At 62.3% G+C, this 12,473-nt stretch carries 13 protein-coding genes; 2 read left to right on the top strand and 11 right to left on the bottom strand.

Annotated elements, in window-relative coordinates; all coding sequences use genetic code 11:
- The first annotated feature begins 49 nt into the window (after positions 1-49).
- Complete coding sequence (locus ACOABP_RS31635; RefSeq protein WP_474231779.1) at positions 50-1,414, top strand: hypothetical protein; 1,365 nt, start codon at positions 50-52, stop codon at positions 1,412-1,414.
- Between the two features lie 258 nt (positions 1,415-1,672).
- Here ACOABP_RS31635 and ACOABP_RS31630 read toward each other — a convergent pair whose 3' ends face one another.
- The 7 genes from ACOABP_RS31630 to ACOABP_RS31600 all read right to left on the bottom strand — a co-directional run bounded on the left by ACOABP_RS31630 (position 1,673) and on the right by ACOABP_RS31600 (position 8,141).
- Positions 1,673-2,770 carry a hypothetical protein gene (locus tag ACOABP_RS31630; RefSeq protein ID WP_474231778.1) on the bottom strand — a complete coding sequence of 366 codons (1,098 nt, stop codon included), beginning with the start codon at positions 2,768-2,770 and terminating at the stop codon, positions 1,673-1,675.
- A gap of 302 nt (positions 2,771-3,072) precedes the next feature.
- Complete coding sequence (locus tag ACOABP_RS31625; RefSeq protein WP_474231777.1) at positions 3,073-4,584, bottom strand: hypothetical protein; 1,512 nt, start codon at positions 4,582-4,584, stop codon at positions 3,073-3,075.
- Between the two features lie 71 nt (positions 4,585-4,655).
- Complete coding sequence (locus ACOABP_RS31620) at positions 4,656-5,162, bottom strand: hypothetical protein (RefSeq protein WP_474231776.1); 507 nt, start codon at positions 5,160-5,162, stop codon at positions 4,656-4,658.
- Positions 5,163-5,175: 13 nt separating this feature from the next.
- The gene (locus ACOABP_RS31615; RefSeq protein ID WP_474231775.1) at positions 5,176-6,042 is read right to left on the bottom strand and encodes a hypothetical protein; all 867 of its coding nucleotides are present in this window, start codon (positions 6,040-6,042) and stop codon (positions 5,176-5,178) included.
- Between the two features lie 25 nt (positions 6,043-6,067).
- Positions 6,068-6,739: a hypothetical protein gene (locus ACOABP_RS31610; RefSeq protein ID WP_474231774.1), complete on the bottom strand. Its 672-nt coding sequence runs from the start codon at positions 6,737-6,739 to the stop codon at positions 6,068-6,070.
- Between the two features lie 14 nt (positions 6,740-6,753).
- Positions 6,754-7,662 carry a hypothetical protein gene (locus ACOABP_RS31605; RefSeq protein WP_474231773.1) on the bottom strand — a complete coding sequence of 303 codons (909 nt, stop codon included), beginning with the start codon at positions 7,660-7,662 and terminating at the stop codon, positions 6,754-6,756.
- Positions 7,659-8,141: a hypothetical protein gene (locus ACOABP_RS31600; RefSeq protein ID WP_474231772.1), complete on the bottom strand. Its 483-nt coding sequence runs from the start codon at positions 8,139-8,141 to the stop codon at positions 7,659-7,661. Before ACOABP_RS31600 ends, ACOABP_RS31605 begins: the two co-directional genes overlap by 4 nt.
- 178 nt (positions 8,142-8,319) lie before the next feature.
- Between ACOABP_RS31600 and ACOABP_RS31595 the strand changes: the two genes are divergently transcribed.
- Positions 8,320-10,647, top strand: coding sequence for a DotA/TraY family protein (locus tag ACOABP_RS31595; protein WP_474231771.1), 2,328 nt, complete (start codon positions 8,320-8,322; stop codon positions 10,645-10,647).
- 45 nt (positions 10,648-10,692) lie between these two features.
- Here the strand turns inward: ACOABP_RS31595 and ACOABP_RS31590 are convergent, their stop codons facing one another.
- From ACOABP_RS31590 to ACOABP_RS31575, 4 genes are all read right to left on the bottom strand, one after another.
- Positions 10,693-11,130: a hypothetical protein gene (locus tag ACOABP_RS31590; RefSeq protein ID WP_474231770.1), complete on the bottom strand. Its 438-nt coding sequence runs from the start codon at positions 11,128-11,130 to the stop codon at positions 10,693-10,695.
- Between the two features lie 81 nt (positions 11,131-11,211).
- Positions 11,212-11,775, bottom strand: a complete 564-nt coding sequence (locus ACOABP_RS31585) for a DUF6036 family nucleotidyltransferase (RefSeq protein ID WP_474231769.1) — start codon at positions 11,773-11,775, stop codon at positions 11,212-11,214.
- Complete coding sequence (locus tag ACOABP_RS31580) at positions 11,720-12,079, bottom strand: hypothetical protein (RefSeq protein WP_474231768.1); 360 nt, start codon at positions 12,077-12,079, stop codon at positions 11,720-11,722. The genes ACOABP_RS31585 and ACOABP_RS31580 overlap by 56 nt, the downstream gene beginning before the upstream one ends.
- A gap of 67 nt (positions 12,080-12,146) precedes the next feature.
- Positions 12,147-12,446 (bottom strand): hypothetical protein, encoded by a 300-nt coding sequence (locus ACOABP_RS31575; RefSeq protein WP_474231767.1) that lies wholly within the window; start codon positions 12,444-12,446, stop codon positions 12,147-12,149.
- Positions 12,447-12,473: the final 27 nt, after the last annotated feature.

Here is a 12,473-nt window from a genome sequence, read left to right as displayed (position 1 = left end):
CTTTGACCTTGGTAGTGGCGATGTCAGAATTGCGGTAAATCGGTGCGCAATGGGTGCGCACCGCTCCGCATTTTCTTTCTGGAATGCCGCTATGAACCGCCTGCGACAACCACGCATCACTCGACGCAAAAGCCGGGGCTTCGCGATGATCGACACCTCGCTCGCCATCCTGCTTGGATCCACCATCGCAGTGGCGGGCGCGGCGGCTGCAATCGATAAACGTGGCGACGAGAGTGCCCGTGCACAGGGCCTCGCCATCGTGACGCTACAGGGCGCGGTCAACCAATATTTGACCGATCACTACAGCCAGTTGGTGAACGCGGGCGGTGGGGTCGTGCCCGGGGTTGTGAAACCGCTGGAGCCCACGGTGACGGAACTGCGTGCGCTCGGGGCGCTGAAGGATCCGTTGCAATCGACGGCCTTCAATGGCGGCAACTACAAGGTGAAGATCTCGACGTTCCCGGCCGGGTGCGTCGCGCCGAACTGCAATCTTGACGGTCTGGTGTGGATCGACAGCCCGATCGTGGACTGGTGGAACAACATTGACTACCCCCGATTGGGTGTGGCAGTGCGCACGATCGGCTCGGATGGCGCGATGTCGAACTCGGCAGCCGCAAACACGCTACTCGGGATGCAGGGCAAGTGGTCGACCACGAATCCGGTGGGTGCACAGCCCGGTATTCTCGCTGCGCGCACCGGCTACAACTCGGCGTCGTACTCGCAGTTCTATCGGCGCGACGGCTCGCTGCCGATGACGAACGACGTGGCCGTCGGCGGCTACAACATCCAGAATGCCAACGGGGTGAATGCGCAGAAGGTAAACCTGCCGGGCGGAAATTCGCTGCAGATCGGTAGCGCGCTGTTCTACGGCGATACCGGTGCGGCCGCTGTCCGCTCGCCTAGCGGGGATGTCTGGGCGCAGGACGTGAACGGGAACTCGGGCCAGTTCAATGGTCGGCACGCGAACCTCAGCGGCAACGCGAATGTGGCCGGCAGCATGACGGCCACGAACACCAGCGCCAACTACGCGTGGGCGAACGGGTCAGAAGTGAACTACTCGAACGTGTACCACGATCAGACCGTCTACGGTAACCAGTCCATTAACGGCTCGCTGATCGCCCGTGGCATGGTGTACCTGCCAGCCATGGCGTGGGCAGGCTATGGCTGCGGCGGCAACGGCATTACGACGGATCCGAATGGCGAAATGCTGGCCTGCAAGGGCGGCGTGTGGCAGCAGGCGGGTGGCTCGCCATCGGGTACGCTGTGCGGCAGCTCGCAGATGGGCCGCAGCGACTGGGTAGGTGGCCACCTGTGTCAGGGCTATGATCCGTGGTACAGCTGCCCGTCGGGCTACACGTCCATCGCCATTGCATCGATCAAGGGCGAACAGGTCAACAGCTGCATGAAAAACTGAGACCGGATCCACGATCCTCCAGACGAATGGCGCAACGCAGGTTGCGCCATTTTTCTTTGGGCGTCGCTCGCGGGCGGGATCAGCCCGACGCCGTGAGCGGGCAGCCGGCAGGCGTGGCCGCAGCCGGATAGGGGGACAGGACGTGCCGCAGCGTTGCAGGGCATTTGAATGTCATCAAATGCCCTGCAATGTCCGGTGGGCGAAAAAAAACCCGCTCAGAGAGCGGGTGGAAGGATCAGAGAGGGTCAGTCTCTTGGTTCAGGCAGGCGGGTTGTTGCGCTTGTTGGTTGCGATCTTCGCCTTGATGGTCGTGATCTTGCTGCTGTACGCGTTGCAAGCCGTGGTATCGAGGTAATCCGACTGGCCGGTGGGCAGCGGATAGCGTTGGTAGTAGCCAGCCTTGTCACCCGAGGTGCAGGCGTCCGCCGCGTTCTTGGCCTGCGTGATCGCTTGCACGTCGGTGTTCGGGTTACCCACGCCCATATCCGCGACGCTGTAGGCCGACGTTTCGTCAAACGCGCCCAGCACCCACTTGCCGACGTTCACGGCCGAGCCATCAGCGCGTGTCTGCGACGGGAAGCCGGTTTCGAACGTTTGGGCGAGCACGCGGTTGGCGACGCGCGACGGCAGGTCGTGGTCGATCGCGTAGTACTCGATCGCCAGCAGGCCGTCAGCGTAGGCGTTCAGCGTGTCCTGTGCCGAGCCCGGAACGATCGACAGGTAATCGACACCGGCGTGGCCGTTGGCCAGACCGCCGATGCGGTTGTTGCCCGTGACCACAGCCATGGCAGCCGACGACGCCGTCGTATAGGCGTCCTTGAGCGTCTTGCCTTGCTTGCCCGCCAGTTGCGTGAAGTAGGACGAGGCCGCATTGCTGACCGGCGTAATCACGAACTGCGACAGGCTTGCCGTCACATACGGGGCAACCAGCTCCAGCGTGCCGTTGGTCTGCGTCGAGGCGTCAGCCTCGGACTTGAACGTGCCGCCGGTCGCTACGAATCGGACCATGCCCAGCGTGGTCTGGCTCAGCGTCATCGTCCAGTTGCCGTTGGCGTCGGTCGTTGCCGTGCCCAGCGACGCGCCGTTCGAGCCGTCCGGGTTCACCAGATAGGCCGTGACAGTCGCGCCAGCGGTGGCGTTGTTGTAGACGGCGCCCGAGATCGAGACAGTCGGTGCGCCGGCGTCCTTGCCCGTGTACGGATCGGTCGGATTCTGTACCTGCGGCGTGCTCGGCGTCGCCGGCGTGTTGTTCGAGGAGCTATCACCACCGCCGCCGCCGCAAGCGGCCAGCAGGGTAGCAATGGAGGCGGCCAGCACCAGCTTGGCCAGATTTGCGGTAGCAGCGTTCTTCTTCATGATTCTTCCCGGTTATTGGCGGTACGCGGTTGACATCGGTTAATCGCTGCAAAACTTGAGTCCTGCAGCGGGTCGGCTGACCGTTTCGTTCAACCATGGAAGCCAGTATAAGTATCATTACGATACTTTGCAATAGCAAAACCAATATTTTTTTTCTTCGCAGCGGCGAGCGTATTTCTACGTCGCCCGGGACGATGCCACAAAATGCAGCAAAGAGGAATCACACGGATGGGGGGATAGTCGATGACACGCCACAAAATGGCGTTGGCGATACGCGGGGCCGCCGGGGCGGCCCTGTACGCTTACAAAGAGGGGCCGGTGGAGGAGGGACTAGGCGCGGGCTTCTTGCCGAAGGCCGCATCCATCTGCGCGGCACGAGCGAGTTCGGCCAACCGGGCATTCAGTTCATCCAGCGGCACGTGCATCCGGTTGTAGATCAGCGGGTCGCCAAGGCTCGCGGCCCATGCGTGCCATGCCTGCTCGGCGGCAAGGCCATCGGCGGTCATGTCGGGCAGCTCGTCGAAGGAGCGGGGCTTCAGGTCGTGCGGGAAGTCCGTCGACAGATCGTCCAGCTTGCGCAGGGCTTCCTCGGTGGCTTCGGCGTGGAAAGCCCCCTTCTTGTCGTCGTACGCGCCCAACCGTACGCCGCCCAGCGATTGCAACATGGACCTCTCAGATTTCGGGGCCGAAATCATGCCGTAATACCGGCCCGCGAAGACCAAGTTCATGCGCTCCTCCGACGGTTGCTTCATCGGCGAGCCATCGGGCATTGTGACGTCATGGAACGTCAGCGGGAAGCGCAGGAACAGCGTGCCATGTACGCTGCGCGATAGCACTGTGGATTTTCTGATGACGAAATCCGATCCGTCGTCAAACTGGAAGTGGATGGCGCCGCGCAGGCCATCGCTCGACGCATCGATACTCAAGACCTTTGCTGCCTTGAAATTGCCTTTGGCGTCCACGATGGCCGCCACTTTGTGGAGGTTGCGGGACAGGAACGTGGCGCGCACGTTGTTGGCGTGCTGCGTGGCGAGCCTGCCAAGAATCGCGTCCGCATCGTCGCGAACCGTGATGGCCTTGGGCTGGGACCGACTGATGTTGTCGTTCACAAGCGCGCCTACGAGGTCGCGCACGTCCGGATCCTTTGCGTAGTAGCTGTACGGGCCCTTTGGCTTCTCGGTCTCTTCGACGTAATCCATATACCGCTGCAGCACCCGGCGCGCATACTTGATGTACTCCTCGCGCAGCTCCTGATACTTCAGGTCCGTGATGCCCTTGAGTAGATCGAGCACCATCGCGACGGTCTGGTTGCTTGCGCGCGGGGCTTCAAACACGTCCTTGCGCTCTTCAGGCGGTTTGGGTACGGCATTCTTCTTTACCGCTTTGGTCTTCAGCAGTTCCAGCGATTCGGTGAGCGGCAGCAGTTCGCGATAGAAGCCCTTGGATTTCTCCAGCGCCGGGTGATCGGAAGTCAGCGCGTCGAGCTTCTTCAGGCGGCCGGGAATGATGTGCAGGTAGGGGATGCCCCAGTACACCACCTTTTCAATTTCTTCCGGCGCGGGGTTCGGATAATCCGGACCCGTGTAGAAGAAATCTTTGAGCAGCTTGCCGTGGGCTTCCTCCACGACCCGATTCAGCCAATCCTTGGCTTCCTTCAATGTCGGGTTCGGTATCGCGTCGAGTCGCAGGCCGTCTGCGAGTTGCTGGAGGATGACGGGAAAATGCTTGAGCCGCTTGGGCTCCAGCACGGAGACCATCATTGGGAATCGCTCGACGTTGAGCGCGTCTGCAAGCGGATGTTCATTGTCAGCCATGATGGATCCGGATTAGGCAACGGTGAGGGGCGAGCGCAGGGGACGTGCGTCCCGTCTGGCGGTCGTCACGATCAGATATCGAAGGATGGCGCGTGGCGGGCGGCGGGGCGAGTCAGGATGCTGGCGCGCGCCGCGTGCGCGCTGAAGGCATCTTCAGCCTCCTGCAGGCTTACGCCATGCGCGCTGGCCCACGTCCGCAGCGTGCCCGTGTCCCCGTGGGCTGCGCGATCGGCAAGGCCGGCGCCATGCACGGTGATGAGCCGACCGCCCAGCGAGTACGCGTAGCAGCCCGGGGCCGACTCGAACGTGACGCCAATGCGCTTGACGATATCGAAGAGCCAGTTGTGCTGCGGCTCGGTGAGGTAGCCCGATGTGTTCAGGTTGTGCTCCACGTTGCGCACAAAACGCCGCTCCTTGTCCGATAGCCCGGCAACAACAGGGTCTTCCAACAACAGCATCCGGACGGCGGCGCGCCGGCGGCGCTCCGTTGCCATCTGCACCGCTTCTGCGGCTTCCCGCTCACGCCGGGCGTTCTCGATATGGACGGGGTCCGACAGCTTGGCGAAGTCGATCAGCATGCTCGGGCGCCCCTTACATGCCCAGCACGGGCGGCTTGTAGTCGTTGACCTCCGCGATGCGGATGCCGACTTCCTTGCAGGCCGTCAGGGCGAGCAGGTCGCCTTGCTTGGCCATCAGGCAGACGTGCTTGTAGGCTTCGGTGTCGCTCACCAGCCGGCCACCGCGCACCGCGCTGATGGTCAGGCCGCCCGTCCCATCATCAGCGGGGGTAATCGCCCAGCCCTGACGGCTGGCCACGGTCGCCTTTTCTTGCGTCCATGTCGCGTCGCGCTCGCCCACCGAGCGCAGGGCCATGTCGCCTTCGCAGAGCGCCTGCAGCTTGTCGTCACACTCGCTGCCGCGCGGGAACGGCTTCTTTTCGCAGGTATCGCGAAAGACCTTGCGCACGGCGTCGGTGGTGCGCGTGAGCGCAGCGATCAGTGCGATCTGGTTATCGGCGCTCGGCAGGCCGAAGCGATCCAGATAGCTGCGGAACTGGCCAATGGCCTCGACCTGATCGCGCTGGCCGCGCGCGGCGAACTCCTTACCCGCCTGTTCGGCAAACTGCAGGAACGCATCGAGCGCAGTCGGGGCCGGCGCTGCCGGCAGCCGGGCCTGCAGAAGGGCTTCGAGCTCGGGATCGTCGGCGAGCGCGCGAAAGTCCTCCTTGGCCACGTAGATCGGCAGCGGCAGCGTCGCCTCGGCCTTCTCGCCGGCCGCGTTGACAAACCACACCTCGGCGCCGGGCGAGCGCCAGAGCGTCCCGGCGTGGCCGTCGGCCAGTACGGCGTAGGGATAGTCCCGGTTGGCGTGCTGACGCAGCAGGACGCGCCGTTGCCGCAGCGCGGCGGCCATGTCGATCTGCTGCTCGTTCAGTTCCACCGGCTCGATGGGGGTCATGGTTCGCTCTCGGAAAGATGCCGCGTTACGGGGTGGGGGTGTCGTCGGGGCGGCTGGTCGCGTACTGGGCGCGCAGCCGCTGGCGCCGTTCGTCGAGCAGCGCGTCGTGGACCTGCTTGTGCAGCTGTTCCACGGTGGCGCGCTGACCCAGCGGCAGGCCGCTAAGGGCCGCCTTCTCGATGCTGCGGGTGATCGCCAGTGCGTCGTCCGGGCTCAGCCGCTCCTTGTCGAGGGCTTCGGTCACGAGCTTGTGGACCGAGCGGATATGCTCCACATAGGCCGGTTTCTGGCCGTCGTCGACGGAAGCCATGTAGGCCATGGCGGCGGCGCGGTTGCGTGCGCCGATCATGCCTTCTTCCGCCCCGAAAACGCCAATGAAGCGAATGCGCGCGGCAGGTTCGATCACCTGACCGAGAAAAGCACGGAACGCGGCGTCGCTGCCGAGCGTCTTGCCCATTTCGATCACCCCGACGTTCACGGTCTGACGAATAAATTCCGTGTCGCGGGCGAGGACCTGATCGGCGACCATCGCCGGCTCGAAACGCTGCGTGCGCTTGGCGGTGATCGTGGTCACAGTTGCCTCAAACGCCACTTCCGGGTGGAGTCCCTGCAGCATGGTCTGGGCGATATCGCGCGCTGGCATGGAGGCGAGCTGGGCGTTGCGGCCGGGCGTTACTTCTTTGTAGGAATAGTACATATCGCTGTCCAAATTTAGTCCGGACTCGAATGATAGTGCGTTGCGTCTGCGGCCAGTCGGCGATGCAGGTTTTCCCGCGCCAGCCGCTCAATGCGCTGGCTGGAGCGCGGGCTGAACAGCCGCTGCACTTCCTGCAGGCGACTGCCCGGCGTCACGAGGCGTTGCAGGACATCGTGTGGCGCATGGCGGTTGCCGGCGAGCGCCGTCAGTTCAGCAGCGCCGAACGTTACATCGTTCGTGCTGGCCACACGCCGCAGCAGATCCGGATCGCGGATCCCCTCGATGGCGGCGACACGCACGGCACCGTCATACGAGGCGTTGTAGATGCCTTCGGCCAGCTTCGCATAGTCGTTGTCACGTTGATGCTCCGTGGCACGGGCCGCCGCGTTCTGTGCGATGCGCAGCTGCACCTGCGAATCCTCGGTGCTCTCCCACATCGTCTGCATGACGGCCGCCGTCAGTGCGGGATTGGAGGCCAGCACCCGTTGCAGGCGGCGGTCGCCACGCAACTGGTTGTCGGTGGCGAGCGTGCGCTGGACCTGCTCGGGAATGTGCTTGTTGGCGGCCATCGCCAGCAGCACCTGCCGGTGATGGATGAACATCGCCTGCAGGTAATGCAGTTCATGAGCGTTCGTCGATGTCTCGGCGATGTGCATGGTTGCCCGCAGCGACTCTTCCACAGCCGGCTTGGACCCGAACTTCACATCCATGGCCAGACTATTGACATGCGTCTCGATGCCTTCGAGCGTGTCGAGGCTCAGAATCTTCGTGACCTGCTCGCCGGGGACGACCACGGCCGCGCCATCGGGCGAATCCAGATTCGCACCGAGGGCGATCAGGCGCAGGTCGTCGAAGGAAATCATGCGACCAATGCCCGCCGGCAGGGCGGGCATTGCGCTATGTGCCGCGAGCGATGGCCTCATTGGAGCTCCTGCGTCTTGTCGATCACGGTCAGCTCGTCCGGCAGGATGCCCATCTGCTGCAGGGCCACTTCCCGGGATTCCGACCGGATGACGAAATAGTAGAGACCGTCCTGCGACTGGTAGGCGAATGCGCCGCTGGAGGCGGGCTGGCCGAAAGCTTCGTCGGCCAGCTGCGAGAGCAGATCCCGCGTATTGGCATCCAGCGGGGACGCGGCACGCGGATCGGCGGGGGCATCGTCCAGTTGCACAGGCAGGCCACGCGGCTTGGCCACCAGCAGGTCGAAGCCATTCAGGATGTCCTGCACAAGCAGGGGCGTGTTGCCCGCCGCGATCGACCAGCGATCCACGGCCTTTAGCATCTCGACGATCTTTTGCTGGAGGACATCCGTATAGAAGGCGCCCACGGTCGGGGTACCGAGAAGCGCGAGCGCGCGCTCGGTGGCGCCTTCCGCAAACTTCAGTCGTTCTGCTTGTTGCATTTGTGTGGCCCCTGAATCGTAGAAATCCAATGAAAGAATGCTATGTTTGGTATGATTCTACGCACACCGAAAGAAACAGCAAAATTGGCGCCTATACGGCGCCAATTCAGTTTTTCGGATGCGTACGGATAGAAAATAAACATTTAAATGGCGCGCAAAAACACCATCGGAGCGCAAAATGGCTAACCCTTTTACGCCTCAGCAGGGCGACGCTGCGATCGACATGCTCCGGCTTGTCTTTGGCAGCGTGATGGACAACATCGTGCCCGGCATTACGAAGACGGCGGAAACACCTGCCAGCGAGATGTTGGCGCAGGCTTTCCGGTACTTCAATTCCGGGGTCCTGATGTTCGGCAGCCTCATTCTGGCGTACGTCACAGTCATGGGCATTGCCAACACGGCCAACGATGGTCAGGCGCTCGGCAAGCGTTGGTCGACGTTCTATACGCCGTTGCGGACGTTCACCGCCGCTGCAGCCCTGATCCCGGGGTCGAGTGGCTATGCAGCGATCCAGATCTTCATGCTCACCATTGTCTGCTGGTCGATCGGCTTCGCATCGAACATGTGGACCTCGATCAACGAATACGTGATGGGCGCCAACGTGGCACGGGAAGCCGTCAAGAGCATTGTCAAGGATCCGAACTTCGATTCGTTGGCGGTCAATGCTCTGCGGATGACGCTGTGCGCCAAGGGCGTGAATGCAGCGATGGCTGCCGTGTCGCCCGATTCGCAGATAAACCTCACCTATGTGAGGACCGATGCCCCAACACAGGGGTTGCTGGATGGCGGCAAGCTCGACAAGACGACGTTCGCCTTCGCGGATCCCAAGTGGCCGAACAGCGAGAATGTGTGCGGCAAGATCGTGATGCAGAACACGTACTTGGCGCCGTCCAAGAGCGGGTCAAAGCTCGCCAACGATGTGGCACCTTCGATCAAGACGGCCATCTATCAGGTACGCGCACGGTATGTGGAATCGTTCTTCAACGGCAGCCTCGCACAGCAGGCTGCAACGGTAGCGACGACGGCCGGCCAAGACGGCGGCACCATCGACTCGGTCCAGATCGCCCGCTTTATCGAGCAGATGCGCGATCAGCAGATGAACGACATCGTGCAGGCGGTGCAGAACTCCATCTCCGCCGAGAACGCCGAGAGCGTGAAGCTGTTGACCGAGAAGGGCTGGGTCTACGCAGGTTCGCTCTACCGTGAGATCGGCCGCATCAAGGATGCAGTGCGCAACACCACCGTGTCCACTTCCGAATTTGTCTCAGGCTCAACCAATCCGCTGGAAACGGTATTAAGTGGGGAAACGTTGACTGCTGCCAACGCGGTCTATACGCGGTACAGCACCGTGGGGAACGAGCTCGCAAAACGGATCTTCCAGACCGCGTCGACGACACCGGACACCACACCGACGATCCCGAAGTTGCAGACCAATTTCACGATGGACGATTTCACCGACGGCGGCGGGAGTGTCGACGGATGGATCAAGGGCATCTTCAATAGCGCCGCGAACTGGTTCCTGTCGGGCGCTATCTATTATCTCGAAGACGCTGACGCCGATCCCGTCATGAAGGTGAAAAACGTTGGTGACTGGCTGGCGGGTACCGCAGAGGTCCTTGCAGTCTTCAAATCCCTCACAGCTGCGAAGCTTGATGCGCTCTACACGGGGTTGCAGGCGTCATCAGTACCCGGCACGGCGATTGGGGCGGCCGCAGCGAAGGGCGTGCTGCGCGGGCTGACGGAACTGTGGCAGTTGCTCAGCCCATCGCTCATGGCCATGATGTATCTGGGCTACTACCTCGGCATCTGGATTCCGATGGTACCGTTCTTTATTTTTGCCACGGGCGTGGTGGGATGGCTGGTGTTCGTGGTCGAGATGATGGCGGCGGGGATGCTGTGGGCGGCGGCACACACGACACCTGCGAGAGAGGACAGCTTCATAGGCAGCCAGACGCAAGGCTATATGCTGCTGATGTCGGGATTTTTCCGACCCGCCCTGATGGTGATTGGTCTTGTGGCCAGCAATGCGCTGCTGTATCCGACTACGTCGTACTTGAACGAAGCATTCCTGCTGCAGTTCCGATCGATGCAAGCCGATTCGCTAACAGGAATATTCAGTGTGGCCGGCTTCTTCCTGATTTACGGCATCATGATCTCGGCGGCGTACATGCTGCTGTTCAGTCTGCCGCAGGCGCTGCCCGACAACATCCTGCGCTGGATCGGCGCCGGCGTCGGCGATCTGGGCGAGAAGGGCATGTCGCAGAAGCTCGAAGGCTCGGCCAGTGCGCAGGCCCGTCAGGCGGCTGTGTGGGGATCCGCGAAGGGTCAAGGTATCGATCGTGCGCGACAGGCGGATAAGGACAGCCGCGAACGCTCGGAAGCAGCGGGCCGCGCCGAGGAGCAGACACAGAAGCGCCACGGCGAGCTGGTCAATGCGCTCGGGGGCGGACGACAGGAAACTGTCGGGGAAACGGGTCAGTCCTCGGTGGTCGGGGACGCAGGATAAAAAAAGCCGGCGCAATGCCGGCTTTCTTCAATTCTGCAAACGTGCTCACGGAGCCGGCTGGTACCAATCCAACTTCCTTACCTCCCCGGGGATCTGCCGCAGATCCCGCACGACTGCCTTTCGAGAGATTGCATCATCCAGTTGAGCGTCGAAGCGTCGGGACAGCAGCTGCCTTGCGAATTGCTTCGTATCCTCAACGGAATGTCCTGTTGCTTCTGCCAGATGCGCAGCAAGAACGTCCACCGTCTCGCGAGCTGCCCGGGACATGGCGGCGATCTCATTGCGCTCGTACATAGCATTGTTGAGATCCCGCTGTATCTGTCCCAGCTTATCCGAGCGCGCTTTGAGAGCAAAAGCGGCCGCAGCAACGGCGTTACCGCTTTCATCCGGCAACGGGTGATCCGGCCCGCGACGGTGCGCATTGCCTGCGTTCAGGATTGCCAGATCTTCCTGAAGACCCAGCGCATCGCGTGCGTTCATCATGATGAAGCTCCTTGGATTTCTGCCACTGTAGCGCAGGTGATCTACCCGCGCCATATCGGTTACGTTGAGATACGGATTGCTTTATGGTTCCGGCGCGTCATCCGCCGAAAGACGGGGCGCTTGTTGGAAATCCGCATCAATCATGAAGCCGATTGCCCGGATCTGCCCCGACGGGAGCGGCATGGTTTCCAGTAGCTGCTTGAGCGTCCGGTGATCGAGGCACTGGTATGCGATCAGGGCCCGGTTGAAGAGACGGTCCTTCTCCCGATTGGCAGCGTACTTGGAAAGTGCCAGATCGTGCACACTAATGCACAGGCCGCAGGCGCCGTCGGTGTTCTCGTTCATGACCGGCACGAGGCGGTCCTCCCAGCCGGCCGGCAGGATGGCCGTGCCGGGCGAAACACCCTGCGCGTGGTAGCCGTTAGTCGAGTGGAAATCCGACAGTTCGCCGATGCTGCCGTCGATCAGATCCGCCTTGTCGGGGAAGTTACGAGGATACACATCCGCTTCGGCCGACTGGAAGGCAATCGCCGGCAGCTGCTCGGCCATGGCGTGAACGGCCTGACTGCCGACGACGATGATTTCCTTGTCACCCGAGATGCGGCTCGCCGCCCGGATGATATGTTCGAGCTGAGTACGATTCATAGATGGCCAGTCGTTCCTGTTCGGTCAGGATGCCCGCAAACGGGCTGGATTGACGCAGACGCGTCGCGGTCTCGCTGTCCTCCCGCAGGAAGACTAAAAGGGCGTCGAACGGGCCGTTCAGCCTCGACTCCCATTCGTCGAGCCACGTGCCCTGCACGGTTTCGCGCCAGCGGATGAGATTGCAGTGGGCAACCTCCAGTAGCGCCGGATTGGCGGCGAGCTTGTCGGCGATCAGCCGATGTAGCGCGAGGCTGCGCAGATCGAGCCGGCGGTGATCGTTGTGCGGAGGGTTGGGGGCAGCCATGTTGGCTTTCGCGGTCGGATGGACTGGCGCACCCAGTATAGCCCGGAAGCCATGTCCGGGCGGGCGATCAGCGAACCGCATTGGGATCGACCTTGATGGCAGGCATCCACGTATCAGCGCCCGGCGCGCGCAGCACGGTACCGGTCACGTGCACTGGCCGCCCGGTCTGTTTCTGGGCCTCCGCGACGGGATAGCCACTAAGCTCCCAGACAACCTGATCGCTCGTCTGCAGCACGACGGTCGGGAAGGGCTCATTGCCCTTGATATGGAGCTCGCCAGTCAACGCGATAACGCTGCCTACGCTCGGTACCGCCGCGCAGCTGGCCATGCTCACAGCGGCCACGGTGGCTGCCAAGATTTGCTTCACGGTGTTCTCCACGGAAAGCGGGGCGGC

It is taken from the genome of Cupriavidus sp. HE11 (assembly GCF_056097175.1).
This window is presented reverse-complemented; position numbering and strand designations above follow the sequence as displayed.

Excerpts from the sequence above, each read along its gene's own strand:
- ACOABP_RS31635 (WP_474231779.1), top strand. The coding sequence starts at position 50 with ATGGGTGCGCACCGCTCCGCATTTTCTTTCTGGAATGCCGCTATGAAC.
- ACOABP_RS31630 (WP_474231778.1), bottom strand. The coding sequence starts at position 2,770 with ATGAAGAAGAACGCTGCTACCGCAAATCTGGCCAAGCTGGTGCTGGCC.
- ACOABP_RS31625 (WP_474231777.1), bottom strand. The coding sequence starts at position 4,584 with ATGGCTGACAATGAACATCCGCTTGCAGACGCGCTCAACGTCGAGCGA.
- ACOABP_RS31620 (WP_474231776.1), bottom strand. The coding sequence starts at position 5,162 with ATGCTGATCGACTTCGCCAAGCTGTCGGACCCCGTCCATATCGAGAAC.
- ACOABP_RS31615 (WP_474231775.1), bottom strand. The coding sequence starts at position 6,042 with ATGACCCCCATCGAGCCGGTGGAACTGAACGAGCAGCAGATCGACATG.
- ACOABP_RS31610 (WP_474231774.1), bottom strand. The coding sequence starts at position 6,739 with ATGTACTATTCCTACAAAGAAGTAACGCCCGGCCGCAACGCCCAGCTC.
- ACOABP_RS31605 (WP_474231773.1), bottom strand. The coding sequence starts at position 7,662 with ATGAGGCCATCGCTCGCGGCACATAGCGCAATGCCCGCCCTGCCGGCG.
- ACOABP_RS31600 (WP_474231772.1), bottom strand. The coding sequence starts at position 8,141 with ATGCAACAAGCAGAACGACTGAAGTTTGCGGAAGGCGCCACCGAGCGC.
- ACOABP_RS31595 (WP_474231771.1), top strand. The coding sequence starts at position 8,320 with ATGGCTAACCCTTTTACGCCTCAGCAGGGCGACGCTGCGATCGACATG.
- ACOABP_RS31590 (WP_474231770.1), bottom strand. The coding sequence starts at position 11,130 with ATGATGAACGCACGCGATGCGCTGGGTCTTCAGGAAGATCTGGCAATC.
- ACOABP_RS31585 (WP_474231769.1), bottom strand. The coding sequence starts at position 11,775 with ATGAATCGTACTCAGCTCGAACATATCATCCGGGCGGCGAGCCGCATC.
- ACOABP_RS31580 (WP_474231768.1), bottom strand. The coding sequence starts at position 12,079 with ATGGCTGCCCCCAACCCTCCGCACAACGATCACCGCCGGCTCGATCTG.